Origin of the sequence: Rhizobium sp. BK591 (genome assembly GCF_014195045.1) — a bacterium.
GTDB classification, from domain to species: domain Bacteria; phylum Pseudomonadota; class Alphaproteobacteria; order Rhizobiales; family Rhizobiaceae; genus Rhizobium; species Rhizobium anhuiense.
Map to the genome: position 1 here is coordinate 563764 of NZ_JACIAZ010000003.1, position 21264 is coordinate 585027.

At 58.2% G+C, this 21264-nt stretch carries 25 protein-coding genes and 1 tRNA gene; 25 read left to right on the forward strand and 1 reads right to left on the reverse strand.

What is annotated here, in order from left to right:
- Positions 1 to 161 precede the first annotated feature (161 nt).
- The 7 genes from FHX10_RS15840 (at position 162) to FHX10_RS15870 (ending at position 6809) form a co-directional block, all read left to right on the forward strand.
- Complete coding sequence (locus tag FHX10_RS15840) at positions 162 to 1343, forward strand: site-specific integrase (protein WP_184389603.1); 1182 nt, start codon at positions 162 to 164, stop codon at positions 1341 to 1343.
- A 253-nt stretch (positions 1344 to 1596) separates the two neighbouring features.
- On the forward strand, positions 1597 to 1776 hold the full coding sequence (locus tag FHX10_RS35130; protein ID WP_281413920.1) for an AlpA family transcriptional regulator: 180 nt from the start codon (positions 1597 to 1599) through the stop codon (positions 1774 to 1776).
- A gap of 91 nt (positions 1777 to 1867) precedes the next feature.
- Complete coding sequence (locus FHX10_RS15850) at positions 1868 to 2416, forward strand: hypothetical protein (protein WP_184389607.1); 549 nt, start codon at positions 1868 to 1870, stop codon at positions 2414 to 2416.
- Positions 2413 to 2685: a hypothetical protein gene (locus FHX10_RS15855; protein ID WP_184389609.1), complete on the forward strand. Its 273-nt coding sequence runs from the start codon at positions 2413 to 2415 to the stop codon at positions 2683 to 2685. The genes FHX10_RS15850 and FHX10_RS15855 overlap by 4 nt, the downstream gene beginning before the upstream one ends.
- Positions 2663 to 5014 carry a DUF3987 domain-containing protein gene (locus FHX10_RS15860; RefSeq protein WP_210294414.1) on the forward strand — a complete coding sequence of 784 codons (2352 nt, stop codon included), beginning with the start codon at positions 2663 to 2665 and terminating at the stop codon, positions 5012 to 5014. The genes FHX10_RS15855 and FHX10_RS15860 overlap by 23 nt, the downstream gene beginning before the upstream one ends.
- A 228-nt stretch (positions 5015 to 5242) precedes the next feature.
- On the forward strand, positions 5243 to 5641 hold the full coding sequence (locus FHX10_RS15865) for a hypothetical protein (protein WP_184389612.1): 399 nt from the start codon (positions 5243 to 5245) through the stop codon (positions 5639 to 5641).
- Between the two features lies 1 nt (position 5642).
- On the forward strand, positions 5643 to 6809 hold the full coding sequence (locus FHX10_RS15870) for a hypothetical protein (RefSeq protein ID WP_184389614.1): 1167 nt from the start codon (positions 5643 to 5645) through the stop codon (positions 6807 to 6809).
- Positions 6810 to 7213: 404 nt separating this feature from the next.
- Here FHX10_RS15870 and FHX10_RS15875 read toward each other — a convergent pair whose 3' ends face one another.
- Positions 7214 to 7654 carry a hypothetical protein gene (locus FHX10_RS15875; protein WP_184389616.1) on the reverse strand — a complete coding sequence of 147 codons (441 nt, stop codon included), beginning with the start codon at positions 7652 to 7654 and terminating at the stop codon, positions 7214 to 7216.
- A gap of 190 nt (positions 7655 to 7844) precedes the next feature.
- Between FHX10_RS15875 and FHX10_RS15880 the strand changes: the two genes are divergently transcribed.
- The 18 genes from FHX10_RS15880 to FHX10_RS15965 all read left to right on the forward strand — a co-directional run bounded on the left by FHX10_RS15880 (position 7845) and on the right by FHX10_RS15965 (position 21260).
- Positions 7845 to 7920: transfer RNA gene (locus FHX10_RS15880), tRNA-Thr, on the forward strand.
- 14 nt (positions 7921 to 7934) lie between these two features.
- The gene (locus FHX10_RS15885) at positions 7935 to 8243 is read left to right on the forward strand and encodes an HNH endonuclease (RefSeq protein ID WP_184389618.1); all 309 of its coding nucleotides are present in this window, start codon (positions 7935 to 7937) and stop codon (positions 8241 to 8243) included.
- A 105-nt stretch (positions 8244 to 8348) separates the two neighbouring features.
- Positions 8349 to 8819, forward strand: a complete 471-nt coding sequence (locus FHX10_RS15890) for a phage terminase small subunit P27 family (protein WP_184389619.1) — start codon at positions 8349 to 8351, stop codon at positions 8817 to 8819.
- A 29-nt stretch (positions 8820 to 8848) separates the two neighbouring features.
- Complete coding sequence (locus FHX10_RS15895) at positions 8849 to 10417, forward strand: terminase large subunit (protein ID WP_184389620.1); 1569 nt, start codon at positions 8849 to 8851, stop codon at positions 10415 to 10417.
- A 14-nt stretch (positions 10418 to 10431) separates the two neighbouring features.
- Positions 10432 to 11676, forward strand: coding sequence for a phage portal protein (locus tag FHX10_RS15900; protein WP_184389621.1), 1245 nt, complete (start codon positions 10432 to 10434; stop codon positions 11674 to 11676).
- Positions 11673 to 12428, forward strand: a complete 756-nt coding sequence (locus FHX10_RS15905) for an HK97 family phage prohead protease (RefSeq protein WP_184389623.1) — start codon at positions 11673 to 11675, stop codon at positions 12426 to 12428. Before FHX10_RS15900 ends, FHX10_RS15905 begins: the two co-directional genes overlap by 4 nt.
- A gap of 54 nt (positions 12429 to 12482) precedes the next feature.
- Complete coding sequence (locus FHX10_RS15910; RefSeq protein WP_184389624.1) at positions 12483 to 13769, forward strand: phage major capsid protein; 1287 nt, start codon at positions 12483 to 12485, stop codon at positions 13767 to 13769.
- A gap of 56 nt (positions 13770 to 13825) precedes the next feature.
- Positions 13826 to 14212, forward strand: a complete 387-nt coding sequence (locus FHX10_RS15915; RefSeq protein ID WP_184389625.1) for a hypothetical protein — start codon at positions 13826 to 13828, stop codon at positions 14210 to 14212.
- Positions 14212 to 14430 (forward strand): hypothetical protein, encoded by a 219-nt coding sequence (locus tag FHX10_RS15920; protein WP_184389626.1) that lies wholly within the window; start codon positions 14212 to 14214, stop codon positions 14428 to 14430. Before FHX10_RS15915 ends, FHX10_RS15920 begins: the two co-directional genes overlap by 1 nt.
- 2 nt (positions 14431 to 14432) lie before the next feature.
- Positions 14433 to 15002 (forward strand): head-tail connector protein, encoded by a 570-nt coding sequence (locus tag FHX10_RS15925; protein WP_184389627.1) that lies wholly within the window; start codon positions 14433 to 14435, stop codon positions 15000 to 15002.
- 18 nt (positions 15003 to 15020) lie between these two features.
- Entirely contained in the window at positions 15021 to 15446 is a 426-nt protein-coding gene (locus FHX10_RS15930) for a hypothetical protein (protein WP_184389630.1), read from the forward strand.
- The gene (locus FHX10_RS15935; protein ID WP_184389632.1) at positions 15446 to 15781 is read left to right on the forward strand and encodes a head-tail adaptor protein; all 336 of its coding nucleotides are present in this window, start codon (positions 15446 to 15448) and stop codon (positions 15779 to 15781) included. Before FHX10_RS15930 ends, FHX10_RS15935 begins: the two co-directional genes overlap by 1 nt.
- A 21-nt stretch (positions 15782 to 15802) precedes the next feature.
- A complete protein-coding gene (locus FHX10_RS15940; RefSeq protein ID WP_184389634.1) occupies positions 15803 to 16294 on the forward strand; it encodes an HK97-gp10 family putative phage morphogenesis protein in 492 nt (163 codons plus the stop codon).
- Entirely contained in the window at positions 16294 to 16704 is a 411-nt protein-coding gene (locus FHX10_RS15945) for a DUF3168 domain-containing protein (protein ID WP_184389635.1), read from the forward strand. Before FHX10_RS15940 ends, FHX10_RS15945 begins: the two co-directional genes overlap by 1 nt.
- 247 nt (positions 16705 to 16951) lie before the next feature.
- Positions 16952 to 17401, forward strand: a complete 450-nt coding sequence (locus FHX10_RS15950; RefSeq protein ID WP_184389639.1) for a phage tail tube protein — start codon at positions 16952 to 16954, stop codon at positions 17399 to 17401.
- Complete coding sequence (locus tag FHX10_RS15955) at positions 17401 to 17751, forward strand: gene transfer agent family protein (RefSeq protein ID WP_184389641.1); 351 nt, start codon at positions 17401 to 17403, stop codon at positions 17749 to 17751. Before FHX10_RS15950 ends, FHX10_RS15955 begins: the two co-directional genes overlap by 1 nt.
- Before the next feature lie 209 nt (positions 17752 to 17960).
- Positions 17961 to 20546: a phage tail length tape measure family protein gene (locus tag FHX10_RS15960; RefSeq protein ID WP_184389642.1), complete on the forward strand. Its 2586-nt coding sequence runs from the start codon at positions 17961 to 17963 to the stop codon at positions 20544 to 20546.
- A 3-nt stretch (positions 20547 to 20549) separates the two neighbouring features.
- Positions 20550 to 21260: a hypothetical protein gene (locus tag FHX10_RS15965; RefSeq protein WP_184389644.1), complete on the forward strand. Its 711-nt coding sequence runs from the start codon at positions 20550 to 20552 to the stop codon at positions 21258 to 21260.
- Positions 21261 to 21264: the final 4 nt, after the last annotated feature.

Here is a 21264-nt window from a genome sequence, read left to right on the forward strand (position 1 = left end):
ATGGCTCCCCGGGCCGGATAATTTTTATCAACTTTAATGCTCCATAATGTAAACAGCATATGTTTTAACCTATTGTTTTTGTTGCAATCACTTGTCTATTTTATCCAAGAGGCCTATTTATAGCGCATCACCCAAAAGTGGGGAAAAAGTGGGGAAGACATATGGGGAGCCATACTCGAAACGCGCTCACTGTGAAGGCTATAGCGGCCAGCAGGGCGGTCAAACTTCGTGATGGTGGCGGCCTTTGGTTGGTGACCAAAGGCACCGGCCGATACTGGATCCTTGTCTACACCCATGCCGGCCTCCGCCGAGAGATGGGCATCGGACCGCTGCATACGGTTGGCTTGGCAGACGCGAGAGAGAAGGCGGAGGAGGCCCGCAAACTTGTCCGAGCCGGTGTTGATCCGGTTGCAGTTCGGCAAGAAGAAAGGGCCGACACGCCGAAGGCAATGACTTTCGGTGCTTATGCCGATTCTTTTGTAGATGCAGCGGTGAAAGCTGGGCGGTGGCGCGGCGCTAAAACTGAGGCGCGGTGGCGCAACCTGCTTGAGAACCACGCCAAGCCGATCCGCGCGAAGACGCTGGCAAGCGTCAAAACGAAGGACGTGATCAATGTGCTCAATCCGATCTGGGGCTCGAAACAGGAAACTGCGGAAAAGCTGCGAGAGGCGATCGAGCGGGTGTTGGATGCAGCCAAAGTCGAGGGGCATCGTGTAGGGGACAATCCGGCCGCGTGGAGGGGCAATCTTGAGCATGCAATGCACAAGCCCCATCAGCTCACTGCCACTGCTCACCATGCTGCGATGCCGCATGCAGACTTGCCGGCCTTCATGAAGAAGCTCGCGAAGGTGAAAGGCGTAAGCGCTCGCGCCCTAGAACTTACCATACTGACAGGAGTGCGAAGCGGGGAAGCGCGCGGTGCTGTGTGGTCTGAGATTGACCTCGAAGCGAGCGTTTGGACGATCCCGGCAATCAGGATGAAGGGCGGCAAGTTACACCGCGTGCCGCTGTCGAAAGAGGTCGTGGGCTTGCTGCGAACGATGAAGGCACAATCCGTCAACGAGTTTGTTTTCCCCGGCGTCCGAGACAAGAAGCCTCTTTCCGACGCCAGCCTCGGCAAGGCGCTTCAGGCGGCGGGTGGCGGCGCCTACACCGTTCACGGCTTCCGGTCCACATTCCGCGATTGGGCGACAGAGGTTGCCCATGCTCCGCGAGAGATCGCAGAAGCCGCCCTGGCCCACGTGGTTGGTGATGCGGTCGAGCGATCTTACGCTCGGTCTGATGCGCTTGAAAGGCGCCGTGCCCTCATGCAGGAATGGGCAGCGTACTGCGGCTCGCTGTAAAGGCATGTAAACATACAAACTCGTCAAGAGGTTTATTGCAACCTCTGATAAATATCCATTTTGACTTTTTAGTATGTTTACATCACATTTAGAGCATAACCTTCGAGACCGCACGGTCTCGCCGCCCAGCGCTTCGGCGCAACGCATGCACCACTAGCCCGGCTTTTCACTTCGAAAATTCCACCCTGTCAAGCGCTCGGATTCTATCCGGCGAGAGGAGATGTTTGTGCAACCTGTGAATGACAACCTTCCAATGTTGATCAGCTTAAATGATGCGTGTCGTCTCACGAGCATGTCGCGCACGATGTTGAACCGATATCGTGCCGAAGGACGGTTCCCCGTGGCCGTAGAGCTTGGTGACCGGCGGGTCGCCTTCGTCCGCAGGGAAGTCACCGATTGGGTACAGGCCAAGATCGCCGCCCGGGCCGCCTGATTTCTGGACAATTCGGATCGAGCTGCCGACAATACGTCACGCCACCACATTTCGACATTTTGCCGACCGGCGCCGCCGGCGAGGAGGTTTTTTGCGCGTTTCTGAAACCACTAATGCGGTCCGCGGATATGGGCTCACCGTCTACAATGATGGCGATCGCGACATCTGCGGATTTCTCGACGGTTCTCCAGTCCTGATCCCATCGAGGGTCGAGAACGACGGAAACCTCCGCCGCCTGCGCTTCAATGAAGGTAAGCGCGAGATACGATCTCGAGGAGACATCTTTTGCGCCGACGCTGAGATTGCGGCGCTCGTCCGTGAGGCGGTCAACGAAAAACTTCAGCGTGACGCCGACGCTGCAAACGCCTTTCGTGTCACGGACAGCGGTGTAACCCGGCGCGGGAAATTCGTGTTCGTGACGGTGCATGTGGTGTCGATCCAGTCCGGTGCGCCTGACATCTTCAAATTCACAGTGGAGGCGCCGAGTTATGAGGTCCAATCCGATGGCCAGGCCGAATTCGGAAAGCTCATTTCAGCATTCGGCCTGAGCGAGATTGGCGACACAAATGAGCTCCATGGCCTAACGGCAACCGTGGAAACCCACAATGGCAGGCCGTCGTTTAAGCGTTGGGCGGCATGAGAATCCTCGACATCAAACCCGTCGTCAATGTGGGCGGCGGGACGATGAAGGTGGTCGCAAGCTTCGATCTACAGCTGACACCCGACATCGCAGTTTATGGAATGCGACTCCTGAAAGCACCCAACGGCCAGCACGTTTCATACGCGCCTACCGCGATTGGTGGTCGCCGATCGGTGACATTCGCTCGGCCCTTAGCTGAGGCCATCACCGCCGCTGCCTTACAGACACTGGAGCATGACACAGCCAATGGCGCCCATTCCGAAAGTTAAGATCAATCCGGCCGCTGTCTTCAATGAAGCGGCGATCAGAGCGCATGCTGAGATGGTCCATAGCCTTGCCGCCGGCATTGACGGCCTTCTCGTGACCTCCGCATACTTTGCAAATCCCACCGGAGACTGCGACGCACCTGGCGCCGTGACGCATCATGCCGTTGGCGATGTCGATGGCATGGTCGAAGCCATCACGGCTCACGCTTCTACCCCCAACGCGAATGTTTTCACTGGTCTGCAGGTCATGCGGAAGGGACTTGCCCGTGGGAAACGAGGTCGTGAAGCCGACATTGTTGCGGTTCTCGGCCTCGTCGTCGACCTAGACGCGGACACCGGCAAATCAGGCCAGATGCCGGTCGAGCCGAATTTGGTTCTCGAAACATCCGGCGGAAATTTCCAGCCTTTCGTGCTTTTCGACCGAGCAATATCACCAGCAGAGGCGAAGCCGTTGGCAGCGGCGCTGAAACGCGCGACCGGCAGCGACCATGGGACAGCAGACATCGCTCACGTCTGGCGCATTCCGGGTACGTTGAACTGGCCAAATAAGAAAAAGCTAGAGCGCGGTCGCTCACCAGAGCCTATCAGCGTTCTTGTGGATCTCGCGTGGGACGGCGCCTTGACGAGCGTCGATGAATTGCGCGCTGCGCTCGAGCCTTGGGCAGTTGCACCAGATGGTCACTCATCAGTGACAATCGGCGATCTGCCGTCGATTGAGGGTGTCGAACTGTCGACCCGCGCCGCCGAGATGCTGGCCGCCAACGATGTTGGCGACAGATCGGCGTGGGCGTCAAAGGTTGTTGAGCAACTGGCGTTCGATGGTCTCACAGCCGAGCAAGCATGCGCCGCATTTTTGTCCGCGACCGGCAACTGGTTCGAACGGTACGCCACGAAAGACCCCATTGCTGATTTCAGGCGGACGTGGGCGAAGTTTGGGATACCCCACATAGAAGAAAGAAAATCCAGCGCTGAGGTCTCAGCGGTCTTCATCGAGAAGAACGCTGGGAAGCGGGCACCGGTTGCCGCCAACGACAACACGCCGGCGGATCTCTGGTCGACGCCGCGGATGCATCCAGATCCGTTCACGCCTCAGGCGGCAGGTGGATTGCTTGCCGAGATCGCAACGTGGGTCAGCACGACAGCAATCGTTCCAGTGCCGGAATTATCGCTGGCGGCGGCCATTGCCCTCTTTGGAGGATGCTTCGGCAAGAAGGCGATTGGCCCCACCAACGCCGGCGTGAATATCTACTTCGCCACGTTGCTGGCGACAGCGGGAGGGAAGGGCCACCCGCCGAAGGCGATACGGGCGCTGGGAGACCTGTGTGGGGCAACTGGGGCCGTCAGCAATGGCGACCCGACCTCGTACGCTGCGATCGAGCGGATGCTTCGCAAGAGCATCTCCACGGTCGCGGTCCTCGACGAGTTCGGCATCCTCTTGCAGGACATCAACGGCAAAAACCAGAACTCCGCTTCGGCGTCCATCCGGAAGATGCTGCTGGCAATCTTCGATCAATCGAACAGCGTGTTTGACGGACGGATTTACGCCTCCTCAGAAACGAAAAAAGACGACGGCCCGTTGGTCGGTCCAGCCCTAACCGTCCTGGCAATGACGACGCCATCGACCCTTTACGCCGGCCTCAGTGCGGCATCTGTCGCGGACGGCTTCATCAACCGCTTTATCTTCGTCACCGGAGCGCGAGACGAGAACGGAATCCGCGTTCCCAGTCTCGATGTCAACCTGAAGCCGCCAACCACACTCGTCGCCTCTCTGCAAAGGGCAATCACTGACTTCCCTAAGCCGCCGGCAGGCTCAACCAAAGCAAAAGTGCCCTTCGACGGTGGTGAGCAGGGCGACGCATACAAGCGCTGGGGCGAGATCTTCATGTGGCAGCACCGGCCGGGATGGGACGAAGTATATAACGACATCAACGGTCGTGCTGCGGAAAACACCGTGAGGCTTGCGACCATAAGGGCTATCAGCCGCGACGCGCGTAACCCTGCTATCTCGCTCGATGACGTCGAATGGGCCTGGGCAATTGTCTACCGCTCGATCGAATTGATAGCCAATGGCGTCACCCGCCACATGTCATCCAGCCCGGCGGAGGCCCTCCGAAAGTGCATCGTCGAGATCCTGAGAGAGGCGCCCGACTGCACCATCGCTTACTCGGCACTCCTGCGCCGAAAGGGCGTCCGCGGAAGTGCCCTACGCGAAGTCGATGAGGCACTGCAGTACCTGATCGAGAGCAAGGAAATCAAAATTCTCGGCCGCCCCAAGCCGGGTGCCGGAAGCAAGTTTCAACTGCTCGATTTGGCAACGGAACTGGCAACGTAGCAACGGCGGTAGCGTAGAATTCGGCAGCCGTGGCAACGGTTGCCATCCATTGTCACGCTCTAGGAACAGGAAAATATATATATATCAATAAGATATATATAAAAAATATCTCTATTGCCATATTGCCAAGATGCTTTTCGACTTCGTTTTTAGGGGATTTAGTCTGCCTCTGAATCCATGTTGGCAATGTGGCAATACGGCAATGGCGGCTTAGGAAAGGAGGAATTCATGAGCAGGAGAGTTCGAACTGCGGAGGAATCCGCGCGCCGCGAGACCGCAGCTGCAAAGCTGGCCACCTACACGCTGCTGGCCGACAGCACGGCGCCCAGAGATCCGCGAGGGCGGGGCGATCATTTCCGCAAGCATCTGGTCGATGCACACCGGATCATCGAAACCCTTCAGCAGAAGATCAGGGACATCGAGGAGGAGCGGGACAAAGCGAAGGCCGACAAGGACTATGCCCTAAGCCTCTGTGTAACCAGGACCGTCGCAGAAGATGCGAGGCTTGCGGCTTTCCGGCTGGCAAGAGGCAAGGCGTCGCTCCTGGCCGAATGGCCGCCCGGCGTTCCAACCAGCATGTCGCACGCAATCGACTGCATTCCCGACCCGAAACCGAAGTGGAGCTAAAATGACGTCAGCACCCGAAAAGCACCGCGACCTTTCGCAACTATCTGCGCTGCTCGCGACCCACACTACCCCGGTGGCCGCTAAGCCCAAGACGGCGCCTAAACTCGTCGCCGCTGCCAACGACAACAAGCCCGTGCGGGTCAGATTGGCGTGGCCGGCATTCGAGCGGCTCGCACATCGGGGAGACTATGCTCGCTTGTATGCTCTCCGGCACTGGAAGAATATGATCTTTCCTGGATCCGAAGTTGATGTGTCGGAAGAGGATTATGATCCGGAGGTCGCGATCGAGATCCGGCCATCCGAAGGGGAATTGCTCACTGCCGTCGGGTGGGAGATAGTCGATCGCGAGCGCTGGGCCTTCACGGGTGAGATGGTCAATACGTATGAGCCGACGCAGGAGGTCTCGCCTAAATATCGCACCAACAGGAATGGCGCTCTGGAGGCGCGTCTTGGCGATCTGTTGTTTCGGGACGGCGATCTCAAGCAATGGGGCTCGACGAGGAAGGGTGCGGCCCTGCAGCCGGTTGAACGTTCTCGGGGCATCAAAGGCGGCGGCAAGTCATCCCGGTCGGAAAGCGCAATATGGTCCTACATTGAACTGCGTGGCGCCGTTTCGCCACTTACCGCGATACCGTATGCCAAGCCCATATCGAGTGAACCAGCGATCCATGATTGCTACTCACCATTGCCGCGAGAGGCTCCAAACGCGAAAGACAGGCATGGTCGGTACGGAGCCGCCGAAGCTCGCCAGTTGCTGCAGCAGTTCGGTGTCGACGGGAGCGTGCGCATTGATGAGTTGCCAATCAAGGCTACTCGCTGCCCAGACGGCCTCATCGATGGGAAACAATGGATCGGAGGAGTGAAGCAACCGAAGCCGACCGGCGAAATATCGGCGCCAGCCGGCCGAGAGCCTGAATTCGTGCGCCTGGTCGAAACGATCGACTATGTCGAACATCTCAGAAGCAGGCTTGGTCGGAACGCCAAGGTTCTCGACATGGCAATCACTGATGCCTCTGCGAAGGATATCGGCGTCGCTATGGGACTTGCACCAGCGTATGCCGAGAAGCGCGGGACGGCGGTGATCGATGCGGCGATCGACGCGCTAATCGAGGTCGATGAGACTGCGCGGCGGGAATTCGCACCATCAGAACAGAAAATTGCCGCCTGATGTCCGGTTAAGCGTAGGCTCGCGTCGTATTTGATTGAAGGGTTCAAATCCCAACGGCGCCTTCGGGCGCCGATTTCATTTGAGGCGCTGTATTCGAGCGGACGTTCAGACTCGCGATCGATGCCGGGACTGCCTCAATCCCCATTACCTGGCGCGCCTCCTCTCGCGACAGGTAGTCCCGCGGCCGGCTCCCTTCAGTGGTTGAGCTGGCCGCTTTCGCTTTTGCTAGGTATTCTAGTATGGCTTCCTATATACCGAGTCACATGCGTCTCGCTGGTAGCCAGGAGGTCAACAAGAGGTTGACAAACACTTGTACATAGCCCATATATTGCTTCGGAACGAGGGCGCTGGATCATTAGTTACCCAGGATCGTTTCACCAAAAAGGCTCGCTTCGGCGGGCCTTTTAATTTTGTGGCTTGACGGTATCACCCTTCGGAATGACGGAAAAGAGTTCGGCCTTCGGCTTTCGAGCGGTTAGTTCAAATACTGCTTGATCGAAAACCGTGTTCCCGTAGCCGTCCGCGCGTCCGATCATGCTCCTCATGCATGACATATGTACGCTAGCGACAATCACCGAAGACTCATGAAGTGCGCTGCATATCTGCTCGACCATGTCTGCGGTCGTGTATCCATCTTTTGATCTGCTGTTGTATAGATGCCGGCCCATAAACAGAATTTCATTACTCTCTAGAGCGTGAAGACCGAGGTCCGCTCGCGCCAAGTTTAGGTCTGTGAACTGCTGGATAGTGAATTGCCCAATGGGCACGATCGCGGCGCGATCGCCTGCCCCAATGGTTTGCAAGTTACTGAGAATCAATATCCGGGCGTTGTGGTAGATCGGCATTATTTCGTGCGTCCATATGTTCAATAATCATATGACACACCAAAGGTTGTCTCGTCATTCTCGTTTTCTGCTCTCCCTGGCGCTTTCGTTTTCTGATTACCGGGTGCAAACCGGGCGAGCGGGTTGATCGCCGTTCAGCGTGTGGCGTTCCCTTGCCGGCCATTCGTGGTCACGGGTCCACACTTCGATTGCCGACATAGCTCAGATGGAAGAGCGCCGTCTTTGTAATTCGGATGTCGCGGGTTCGATTCCTGCTGTCGGCTCCAACCACGGGGATGCCATGGCCAAGCCTGACAGGCGCTCAGAAGAAGCTGCGCTCTATCGTCGGCTCTACCAGTCAGCACGCTGGCGTCGCATCCGTCACCATCAGCTAGCCAGCCAGCCCCTTTGCGAGTGGTGTCTTGAATCCGAGATCGTCACCGAGGCGACAGAAGTGCACCACGATGGAGCCCATAGAGGCGACATAGAGCGCTTCTGGAGTGGCCCGTTCATCAGCACGTGCAAGTCGTGCCACGCGTCCAGAGGGCAGCGTGAAGACCTTGGGCAGGTGACGCAGACGTTCGGCGAGGATGGTTGGCCGGTCGGCTGACCCCCCATCCAATGTTCGGAGCCTTCCGGACCGGGAACCGGTGTTGGGCAAGAACGCGTTACGCCGCAAGTTTTGAGATTATTTTTAGCAGTCTAGGAGCGAGCCATGGGCGCGAGAGGACCGCGGCCTGAAACTCCAGAAATACAGGCACTAAAAGGCAATCCAGGTAAACGCAAGAAGCGTGCGCCGTCGATTAAGCCGACCGGCGCTACCGTCATCCCGAATTATCTGAAGGGTGATGCGCTAGCCTGCTTCAAGATGATCAGTGGCGCAATGCCACCAGGCTATTTTGCATCAACCGACACTGGATCGATAGCGGTCTACGCCGCTGCATGGGCCGACCACAAGGCTGCCGTTTCTGCGCTGGCCGTTGAGCCAGCAATCGTCGATGGATCGACTGGCAACAAGCAGCCGAACCCCTGGTTCAAAATCAAGAATGAAGCGGCGCGGATCATGATGGCGATGGGCGATCGGCTGGGGCTTGATCCCAAGTCGCGTGCCGCCTTGTCGCCGCCAGAGGAGAAAAAGTCATCGAAGTTCAGCGGCCTGATTGGGCGAAGCGCGGAGACGGCGTAACGACTGACGGCCTGGCACGCGCACAACAGGTGATTGATTTCATCGAATTACTGCGAGTGCCGAGCGGCGAGGGACAGGGCGAATACATCAAGCTTAGGCCGTGGCAGAAGCAGTTTGTCGTCGATTTGTACGCGCCACAGCACGCTGAAACCGGACGCCGCCGTGTGCGGCGAGCCATCCTGTCTGTGGCCCGAAAGAACGGAAAAACTGCACTTATTGCTGCGATCGTGCTGGCTCACCTGGTTGGCCCGGTATCGGAGATCAATGGCGAAATCTATTCAGCCGCCACCGATCGCGAGCAGGCCGGCCAGGTTTTCAAGTTCTGCCGGCAGATCGTAGAGGCTGATCCGGAACTTGATGCGGCAAGCGGCGGGCTGATAACGGTCGTTCCGTCGACCAAGACACTACTCTGCAAAACCAACGGGTCATTCTACCGCGCACTCTCTGCGGAGGCAGGCACGAAGCACGGTCTGAATCCATCTGTTTGGGTCTATGATGAGCTTGCGCAGGCGAGGGACCAAGAACTCTATGAGGTGATGAATACCTCGCAGGGCGCTAGGAAGGAGCCGCTCGGGATTGTTATCTCGACGCAGTCGCCCGATCCTGAGCATCCCCTCTCCAAGTTAGTTGATGACGGCCTTGTGGCGGACGACAATACGGTGTTGGTGCATCTGTACTGCGCCAATGACGATGCCGACATTATGGATGAGACGGCGTGGCGGGCTGCAAACCCCGCGCTTGGCGATTTCAGGTCCGTTGATGATTTGCGCGCCTTGGCCGTTCAGGCCACTCGAATGAAGACTTTGGAGTCTTCGTTCCGTAACCTTTACTTGAACCAGCGAGTTGACCAGAACTCGCCGCTTATCCCGCGGTCAGAATGGAAATCGTGCCAGACTGGCGACACGCTGCGTTTGGGCGAGAAAATTTACCTCGGCCTCGATCTTTCCGCAGTCGGCGACCTTACCGCCCTTGTGGGCGTCTCTGCGGAGTTCGCGGAAGATCGCATCGGTGCGTGGCACTGGAAGCCACAGGAATGGGTGCAGGACCATGCCCATCGTGACCGCGCGCCATACGATGTCTGGGCTCGCGCAGACGAGGGTTGGCTCGAGACCCCTCCGGGTCGCATTGTTGACTATGGCTTTGTCGCTAAACGTATCGCGCAAATCCGCGACGACTACGAGATTGTCGGCATAGCCTACGACCGTTGGCGCATCGAGCAGCTACTGGCCGAGTTCGTTCGCCTAGGCGTTGATGCATATATCGACGGCAAGGATAACGAACTGAGTGGTGGCATCAGACTTGTCCCTTGGGGGCAGGGCTTTCGTGACATGGCGCCCGCCGTTGATGCCCTTGAGGCCTCGGTGATCAATCGCAAGTTAAAGCACAACGGTAATCCCGTCCTGGGATTCTGCTTTTCGAACGCCATCGTGGTGTCCGACCCTTCTGGCAATCGCAAACTCGACAAGACAAAGACCCGCTTTCGTATCGATGGCGCTGTCGCCACCTGTCAGGCTCTTGGTCTCAAGTACCGGGAAGTCGAAAAGCCATCCGAAGCAACGTCCTTCTGGGCGGTCCTGGATCCCAACGAGCAATACTAAAACAAGGAATGCCCATGGGGATCTGGAACAGGTTGCTTGGCCGCGTGGCGGAGCAGAAATCCGTGTCTTTTGATCCGGTCTGGCTTGATTGGTTTGGCTCGCGCACTTCGAAAGCGGGCGTTCCGGTCAGTTGGGAACGGGCGCTTGATGTCAGCACTGTGTTTGCTTGCATCAGAGTGATCGCCAACGGCGTCGCCCAGGTGCCTCTGCAGGTCATGAAAGAGCTGCCGGACGGCAAAGGCGGAACGCCGGCGCTGGATCATCCTCTTTACAAGGTTCTCAATCGCCGGCCGAACAAGTGGATGACGGCATTTGAGCTGCTGGAAACGATGGTTTTTCACGTTGCCCTCACAGGCAATGCGTTTTTCTACAAGAATTTGGTCCGCGGCAAGGTCAAGGAGCTTATTCCGATCGACCCGGGATCGGTGACGATCACTCGTAACAACGACTATTCGTTGACTTACCGGGTAAGCGGACTTGATGGCCGCACGATGGAGTTTCCGCAGTCTCTAATCTGGCACGTAAAAGGGCCGTCCTGGGACACGTGGCGAGGGCTTGACGCGGTCAGGCAGGCGCGAGAGGCGATCGGCCTTACGATTGCTACAGAAAACACTCAGGCCGAGATGCATTCCAACGGGTTGCAGGCGGCAGGCACGTATTCCACCGAGCAAAAGATCGCCCCGGAGGATTACAAGAAGATTCAGGCTTGGATCGCGGCCCAAATCGGCGGCGCCAACAAGCATAAGCCGTTCGTCATAGATTCCGGTTTCAAATGGACCCAGCAGACGATGACCGGCGTTGATGCTCAGCATTTGGAAACGCGAAAGTTCCAAACAGAGCAGGTTTGTCAGTCATTTGGTGTATTTCCACAGATGATCGGCCACGCCGGGCAAGCAATGACGTTTGCGAGTGCCGAGCAGGTGTTTCTGGCCCATGTCGTCCATACGCTCGGTCCATGGTGGCGCAGGGTCGAGGAATCGATTGACGCGAACCTGCTGGACGGCGACGAGGATGAAGGTTTTTGCGCGAAATTCAACGCAAATGGCCTTTTGAAGGGCGCCGCCAAGGATCGCAGCGAATTCTATTCGAAGGCGCTTGGCTCTGGCGGGTCGCCTGCATGGATGACGCCGAATGAAATTCGAGCGCTCGAGGATATGAATCCAATCGCCGGCGGCGACGAATTGCCGAAACCGACGAATGTTGCGGGCGCAAAGCCGCCCACGAAGCCGCAGGACGGCCAGCAGGATCCAAATACATGACGAAAAACACTGGCGATGCGGCCGGTTCATCGGCCGTTGAGCATTTCAGCTTTACGCTCGGTGAAATCAAGGTCGCTGATGTCGTGGCGACCAACGGCGACATGACATTTTCGGGTTACGGCGCCGTTTTCGGCAACGTCGACTCTGGCGATGACGTCATCCTGAAGGGCGCCTTCACTGAAACGCTTGCGACAGCCAAAAAGACCGGCATCTGGCCCGCGATGCTGTCGCAGCACGGCGTTTATGGCAGCCAAATGACGCCTATTGGCGTCTGGACCGAGATGAAAGAGGACAATATCGGCCTCTACGTCGAAGGCAAGCTCGCCAACACTGAACGCGGCCGCGAAGCTTACGAGCTTCTCAAAATGAAGCCAAGACCGGCGATTTCGGGCCTTTCTATCGGCTTTAGGGCCAAGGAATGGCTGTTGCGGAGCGCTCCGGACGAGCCCAGGCGTACGCTGAAGTCAGTCGATCTGCTTGAAGTCAGCCTTGTGACGTTCCCGATGAACGGCAAGGCGCGCATTACGAGCGTAAAATCAGAGTTTAACCCACGAGAAATCGAAGACGGCCTGCGTGAAGCAGGTCTTTCGCGGGCCGACAGTGTGAAAGCTGTTGCAGTCTTCAAAAGCATACTGCTTCGCGACGAAGCAGAACCGGACACGGCTCCTCGTGATGAGGATATGACGGCCAAGAAGAGCGAAGCCGAGCTTACTAGGCTGGCTGCGCGCATCAAAGCGCTGATCGCCGGCTAACCAGCCGCGGCACGCTCACCAACCACCACCACATCACCAAATTAGGAGACCCGAATGTCGGATAAAACCGCCGTTGAACAGGTCATGTCTGCCTTCGAAGAATTCAAGGCCGCCAATGACAACCGCCTCAAGGAAATAGAGAAGAAGGGCACCGCTGACGTCGTCCTCTCCGAGAAGGTTGAGCGTATCAACACCGCTCTCGACAAGTTCGAGAAGGACAATCAGAAAGCCACTGCCGAGCTCCTGGAGACCAAGAAGGCTCTGGACGATGAGAAGAAACACGTCGACGAGCTCGAAGAGAAGCTTAACAGGCTCTCGCTGACAGCGGCGAATGACAATTTTCGTCGGGGCGAGGTGAAGTCGAAGGCGAACCTCTGGGCGCGCGCTGTGTTCGATGCGTCGGTGCTCGGCCAGGCCAGTATCCGACCGGAACAGCAGAAGGCTCTGGCCGACGTTGTCGCAGAATACAAAGCGCTCGGCATCGCAAACGACACGACCGGCGGCTACCTTGCGCCTGCCGAGTACATCCGGGAAATCATCAAGGGCGTCACAGATGTGTCTCCGGCACGCGCGCTTGCCCGAGTTCGCCAGACCGCATCCAAGGCGATCTTGATCCCGAAGCGCACCGGCCAGTTCGCTGCGCAGTGGGTTGCAGACCAGGGCACGAAATCCGAGACCGACGGCCTGCGCTACGGCATGTGGGAAATCCCGACCCACGAGATGTACGCGCTGATCGACATCTCAAACCAGAACCTTGAAGACTCCGCTTTCAACATGGAATCGGAAATCAGCTTCGAAGCAACCGAGCAGTTCGCCGTCGCGGAAGGCGCCGCCTTCGTTACGGGCAGTGGTGTCGGCCGGCCGGAAGGTTTCCTCACCGCTTCCGGCGTATCTGGCAGTAACTCGGGCTCCGCATCCACCATTGCCGACGCTGATGGCCAGGCTAACGGCCTGCTGACGCTGAAGTATGGCCTGAAAACCGCATACGCGCGCAATGCGACCTGGGCTCTAAACCGCACCACGCTCGGCTCCGTCCGCAAGCTCAAGACGGCGGAAAAGCAGTATCTGTGGATGCCTGGCATTTCTGGCCAGCCGAACACCATCGACGGCGACCCCTACGTCGAGGTTCCGGACATGCCGTCGGAAGGCGCAGGTCTCGTGCCGATCGCTTACGGCGATTTTGCCCGCGGCTACACGCTGGTTGACCGTATCCAGATGGAGATGCTCCGCGACCCCTACACGCAGGCAACCAGCGGCAACATCCGCTTCATCTTCCGCCGTCGTCTCGGCGGTCAGGTGACGCTTGCGGAAGCCATCCGCAAGCTGACTTGCTCGGTCTAACCCACAGGCGGGCGGCCTAGTGCCGCCCATTCTTTCTAGAAAAAGGAGATAGCCTGATGGCTTCCAAAGATCTTTACAACAACATTGGCATTGTGCAGGCGGTCGCGCCGCAGGTGCTCACCGCCACCAACACATCGAGCGGCGTTGACCTTGCTGGGTTTGAGTCGGCAACTGTCGTGATTAGCACTGGCGCCATTGTTGCGTCGGGCAACTTCACGCCAAAGCTGCAGGATTCTGCCGACAATTCGACCTTTGCTGACGTTGCGGCTGCTGACCTCATGGGCTCCTTCCCATCTGCGCTGGCAGCCACTACCGTCTATAAGGTTGGTTACAAGGGCAGCAAACGTTATGTGAGGTCGGTCCTGACGCAGAATAGCGGCACCTCAATCGCGGCCAGCGTCGATATCGTCCGCGCTCATGCCCGCAGCAAGCCTGTAGCGTAATGCTCCATAAAGTCGTGGCGCCGTTCCCATGTTCGTGGGACGGCATCACGTCCGTCGACCTGGAAATCGGGGACGAACGTGATTTCGGCAGCATGGCCGACGGCCTTGTCGCTATCGGCTGGATTGAGCCGATCAAAGCGCTCACGCCGACCGATGGGCTGCAAACGACGCGGGCCGCCCTCGGCCAAACCTCGCCAGTCCGACGCAAGAGGAAATAACCATGAGTTTGCGCCTTGTTTCGGTAATCGCGCCCATTGTGAGCTCTGCCGAAGCCAAGGCGCACCTTAGGGTTTTACATTCCGATGACGATGCCTACATCGACGGCCTCATTGCTGCGGCGAGCGATCATTTGCTCGGTGAAAACAGTTGGATCGGCCGTGCATCAGCCGCTTCTGAATGGGAGTTGACGCTTTGCGAGTTCCCGGCTGACCGCCTTGATATTCCAAAGCCTCCATTGGCGTCCGTCGATGGCGTGTTCTACACGCCTGCGGATGGTGGCGCAGAGGTAGAGCTGACTGGTTTTCGCACGCTCGATGTTGGCGTGAAAAACGGTGGCTACCTGCTGCCGGCCAAAAACACGAGCTGGCCAGAGACAGACGGCGAGCCAGGATCGGTTCGCATCGAATTCACTGCTGGATACGCGGCAATGCCGGCGTCCATCAAACACGCGGCGCTCCTCATGATCGGCCATTGGTACGAAAACAGAGAAGCCGCCACCGGGGCAAAGTTGAGCGACATGCCTATGGCTGTTGATGCGCTCCTGATGCCGTATCGAAACTGGCCCGCTTAGGCCGCATAAGGAAATTCCATGGCAGACATTAGTGTGACCGCAAGCGCGGTAGTAGCTGGCGCAAGCGCGCAGACAAAAACAGGCGTTGCTGGCGCGGCTATCGCCGCCGGCGATATCGTCTATCTCGACTCCACCACGACCGGCAAATGGCAGCTCGCCGACAGCGATGCGGCTACTGCCGAAGCCCGTGGCCAGACAAGCAATATCGGCGTCGCGCTGAACACCGCAGCGCTCAATCAGCCGGTTATCGTTCAGGTCTCTGGACCGGTAACGCTCGGCGCAGTGCTCACGGCCGGCACTGCGTACTATCTTTCGGACACACCTGGGAAGCTCTGCCCATTCGCCGACGACGTCGGTGGCGACTACATCACGCTGATGGGTCAGGCGGCCTCTACCTCTGTCCTGAACATTGATGTTCAGTATTCTGGCGTGGCCAGCGCCTAATGGCGGCGGGGGCGCTTAAGGAACGCGTCTCCTTTGCTGTTAGAAACGAGCAGGATGACGAGTTCGGCAACACGGTTGCTGACTGGATCGAGCAGTTTCAGGATGCGGCGGAATACGTTCACCTCCGCGGAGGCGAGTCCGTAATAGCGGCTCGCCTTGAAAACCGCCACCCGCAAGTCATCCGCGTTCGTGCCAGCACGGCAACTCGGCGAGTGACGGCGGAATGGCGGGTCACTGATACCCGCACCAACGTTGAATACGCGATCCGAGACGTGACGGCATCCACCGATAAAAAGTGGATCGATCTTCTCTGCGAACGCGGAGTCCTGCCGTAAGGCAAACAAGGCTGGCGGCAGATGGTTCAAGGTATCTCTGATCTTAAGAAAGCTGTCGCCGCGCTGCCTAAGCGCGTCGAGGCGGCGGCCAGACCAGCAATTGAAGCCGGCGCCGAGGAGCTCGTCAAGATGATGAAGCGCCTGGCGCCAGTTGATGACGGCGACCTTCGCGACACAATTGGTTGGACATGGGGCAACGCCCCGGCTGGATCAGCAGTTATCGCTCAGAGCGATCCCAATGAGCGCGGCCTCCGCATTACCGTCTATGCAGGCAACGCCAAGGCCTACTACGCGTCCTTCGTGGAATTTGGCACGGCTCCGCACAACGTTGCGACCGGCGGCGGCAATAAGGGCTTCAAAGGCGAGGCGCACGGCCACCCAGGCACGAGGGCGCATCCGTTTTTCTTTCCGTCCTATCGGGCCCTCAGGAAACGCATTCAGTCGCGCATCAGGCGCGAGATGAAAAAGGCGATCAAATTCGTCGGGCCGGTTAAGCAGGGTGAGGCTGATTGATGGGCGCACAAGCTGAGCTGCAAAAGCTCCTCTACGACACGTTGCGCGCCACGACCGCAATCATGGCCTTGGTTGGCGGCGTTTATGACCGCGTGCCGACCGATCCATACAAGGACAAGGCGGCCTACATCAGCTTCGGTCCATCCGACGTGGTTGATGACAGCGCCGATTGTTCAGTCAGCGGCACCCATTCGTTCCAACTGGACGTGTGGAGCAAGGCGGTCGGCCAGGTTGAGGCAAAAAACATCGTCGATCTTATTTATCGCACGCTTCACGAAGCTGACTTGGCGCTTACGGCAAACGCCTTGGCTGAAATCCGCGTGGATTTTCGCCGCGTGTTTACCGACTCTGACGGGCTCACCACGCATGGCGTTGTGAGCGTAACGGCCAGCATCGAAGAGCCAGAATGACGACAGGTGAAAACATGGCGTGGGCCGTCTTCTCTGCCGAATGCAATTGGTCTCGGCCAAAATCCAAATTCAGTTTCCACGCCAAACCAGATCCGAAGCCGCAAAGCTTCCCGCATGACTTCGTCGACTACGCCGTTTCAATCGGGCGGGCGACGCGAGCAACGCCGCCACGGCGGCCACAGAAACAAAAGGTGGGCGCGTAGCCCGTGACCAGCCGCCGTGAGGCGGTTATTTATTGGAGAAATCAATGACGCGCGCTACCACCGCGAACTTTCATCAGATGGTGCTCGAGGTCGAAGTGACCAACGGCTCCGGCGTTTACAGCAAGATCTGCGGCCTGACTTCCCGCGGCATCAACCGCCAGCACAACATGCAGACTTCGGAAGTTCCGGACTGCGACGATGAATCGTTGCCTGCCGCTGTTGAGCGCGCCGTTCAGTCTTCCGAAGTGACGGTTTCCGCCTCCGGCGTATGGGCATCGCAGTCGCATGAGATTCTGCTTGATTGGTGGGGTGCCGGCCAGCCGAAGAACATCCGTATTCACCACGTCAACGCGGCGATCGGTGACACGGAGTACGAATCCGGTGCCGCATATTTGGCCTCGATCAACAACGCTGCTGAACGCGGCACGAAGGTCACCGCCGAGCTAGATATCCAGTTCGACGGGATCCCGACGCGTACCGCCAGGACCTCCTAATGCGGGGGGCAGAGGAGATAACGTGGCCAGGCGGAGAGCATTCTTTCCGCCTGGGCATCGGCGAGCTTAGGGCTATAGAACAGAAGTGCGACGCCGGTTGCGCCGTTGTCATGATGCGCCTGCTTTCCTCGCAATGGAAAATTGACGACGTGATAGGGCCGATCCGTCTTGGCTTGATCGGCGGCGGCATGGAAGAGCGGTTGGCCCAAAAGGCCATTGAAGCGGCTCTCGATGTTGCCAGCCCTTACGCCCTGGCGGTCACTTCGGCAGAAATCCTGCGAAGATTTATAATGTGGGAGACCGACGACCAGCCGGGGGAGCCCCAGGCGGGGATAGCGAAGGAAAGCTAGACCCGCTGCCAAACGGCAAGACACGCTGGTCAAGCTATCTCGCCGCTGGCGCTGTTATTGGATACTCGCCTCGCGATGTCGATGACATGACGCTCTGGGAATTCGCGTGCTGCTCGGAGGGCTATAGAAAAGCCCACGCCAGTGAAGAACCGCCACCTCCGCCAATGGGCGAGGATGAGCTGGCAGATCTCGGAATTGTAGGGTTCTAAATGGCCGCGACAGCAGACGACACCGCACGCCTCCTTGTATCAATCGAGGCGACGACTAAGAAATTCGAAAAGCAGCTCTCCGGCATTGCGAAAGCAGCCGGAGATACAGCTAGCGGAATCGAAAACAAGTTTAAGCGCGCAAACGACAACGCGGCCAGCAGCTTTGTGAATTCCGGCCGCAAGGCCGAGCAGTCGCTTGGCGCTCAGCGCGCCGCGGTGCAGAACCTGTCGTTCCAGTTGAACGACATCGCGACGTCGCTGGCTGGCGGCGCATCGCCGTTTCAGGTGATGGCCCAGCAGGGTAGCCAGGTGGCTCAGGTCTTCAATGGCTCAGGGGGCGGTCTTGTTGGTGCGGTTAAAACCCTTGGCGGCGCGTTCGCGCAGATGGTCAATCCGGTGTCGCTGGCTTCGTTCGCCCTTATCGGCCTGGCCGGCGCCGCCGTTCAATACCTCACGACGCTAAAGGGCGATGTCCCCGACACCGACAAGCTGCTCCAGGCACACGCCGAGGTCATCAAGTCGTTTGACGCGGCCTGGGGCATCGCAAAGAAGGGCGCGGATGGCTACTCAGATTCGATCAAGAAGATCGAACTGCAGAAGCTGAATGACAAATTCGGCGATCTCCGAAAAGACATCGAGGCGGCGGGCAAGGAACTAAAATCAGATGTTCTGAGTGTGCCGGTCAGCGAGTTTGGCGGAGCCACGCAGACCGTTGCCGATTTCCAACACGCCCTTGGCCAACTGAATAAGGACATTCCGGATTTCCGTGACTTCTCGCTTGAGATGGAGAAGATCGAGGGAATGAAGGGGATCCCTGAGAACATCAGGGAACTGGCAAAGCAACTGCGCTTGTCGGCGAACGAGTCCATACCCTTGCAGGAAGCGATCGAGGCCACGGACAAGCGCTTAAAAACGCTTTACCTGACGGGCGAGCAGGCAAAGGACGCATTCGCGACCCTGACTTCTTCGGCCATTGGTCTCGGCATTAATGGTGGCAGCGCCATCAGCGATATTGCCGGCAAGATCAAGAGCGAGCTGATTCCTGCCATGGGCCAAGCGCTAACACAGGTTGGCGAGTACGCCAAAAACCTGAATGACCTTCAGACGCAGATCAACAAGTCACCGCTCGGCACGCTTTCGCCGCTGTATTCTGGCGGTGGCAAATTCCTCGATCGTGAGGGGGCCAGCGCCCAAGATTTCAATGATGCCAATCTCGACGAGGTTGGCAAGTCGGCCGCGGCCAAACTTATTCGCGGTTTTGAAGGCTTCATCACGAACGCCAAGTGGGACACGAACCATTTTCGCGTCGGCTTCGGATCTGACACCGCTACTCGCGCCAATGGCCAGATTGAGGAAGTCACCAAGGATACCATCGTCACACTCGACGATGCGCAGCGCGATCTGTCCAGGCGCATCATGGAATTCCAGAACGGAATTCAGAATGCAATCGGCCTAGAGACGTGGAAAAGCCTCTCAGAGGGACAGCAGGCGGCGCTGACGTCGATCGCCTACAATTACGGATCTCTGCCTGATGCGATCGTGAACGCGATCAAGGAGGGCGGTGGGCCGGAGAAGGTGGCGAAGGCAATTGCTGCGCTGACGTCCAACCCCGGCCGAAGGAAAGAAGAGGCTCAAACCTACCTTTCCGGCACGGGTATCTCGATGAACGAAGCCGGCCTTGGCGACAAGAAGACGCCGGACCAACTGTTCCAAGGCGATGTTGCCGAGGTGCAGAAGCGCATCGACATGCTGAACGCTCAGTATGCGGCGCAGGCCAAGCTAAATCCGCTTGTGAACGACTACGGTTTCGCCGTCGAAAAGGCGCGCATTGAGCAGCAATTGCTGTCCGAGGCACAGAAGGCTGGCGTCTCGATAACGCCTGAACTGGCCGCAAGCATTGATGCACTGGCAACGAACTACGCCAAGGCATCGTCTGCCGGCGACCAGTTGAAAGCATCGCAAGAGCAGATCAAGAAATCTGCCGAGGCTTTCCGGGATCTGGGACGCGATGTTGTGGGCGGATTCATCTCCGATCTTCGAAGCGGCAAGTCAGCAGCTGAAGCCTTGGCTAACGCCTTGAATAAGGTCGTCGACAAACTCATCGATGTTGGCCTTAACGCTGTCTTTGGCGGCGGCGGCGGTATCGGCGGCCTATTGGGCGGCGGCGGTAAAGGCGGCCTATTGGGCGGGATGATCATTCCAGGCATCCTGCATAGCGGCGGTGTCGCTGGGGCCGACGGTTACGGCCACGGTCGCTCGGTCTCGCCGAGAGCGTTTGCTGGTGCCAAGCGCTACCACACAGGCGGCGTTGCAGGCCTTCAGCCTGGCGAAGTCCCGGCCATTCTTCAGCGTGGCGAAGTCGTTTTGCCTCGCGGCACGAAGATGGGCGGCGGCGGCAAGACGCAGATCCAAGTCGGCGTGTCTGTCGACGACACTGGCGGCCTACAGGCCTACGTGAAGTCGGTCAGCAACGACACGGTAGCCGCGGCCAGCCCGCGCATCGTGAATGCTGCGAATCAGCAGGTTGTTCCGACTATGGCCAAGTATCAAAACGACAGCGCCGGCGGCGATTACAGGAACGGATAACGCATGCCTGACATCATCGAATGGCCGTTCTGCACACTAACCCCACAGCAAGTTGCCCCGTGTCTCGTGCCATTCACGAGATCCGGCGGCAAGTCGCTCGGCGGCGTCGAGCCAGTGGTCCGCACGGACCTTGGCTTTTGGACCGTGGATTATACCGGGGTTGTCATTCAGAACCGGTATCGCAATCAATGGAAGACGTGGCAGGCGATCAGGCAAAAGCTTGGCGGCCGGGCGGGCCTGATCGCAGTGCGCGTTCCGTCATCACTTTCGGCGCCATACGTGTCTGGGCATTTCGAGCCAACCAGCGAAACGACGCACGGTGACGATACGCCTTTTGACGACGACACCGAATATCTGCAGGGCGCGATTTCCGTTGTGTCCGTGGGCGTCACGCCGATTGCCTCTACATCGATCAAGCTTCGCATCATCAATGCCGAGGCGGACCTTGTAGGCGTTCGCTTTAGCTACAACCACGCGCTCTATGAGACTGGCCCAGTCATCGAAATCGATGGCGATACATGGACGGTTCCCATTTCGCCAAGCGTGCGCGAGCTAATTCCAGATGGTGCCGATCTGAATTTCGACCGGCCTACGGTCCTGTGCCACCTCTCCGAGGATCGCGGCATGGACATCTCACAGGACGCCATCACCAAGAACACTCGGCCAAACGTCAGCTTCATCGAGGCGACCGACTACTGGAACTCGCTGGTTTAGCTGC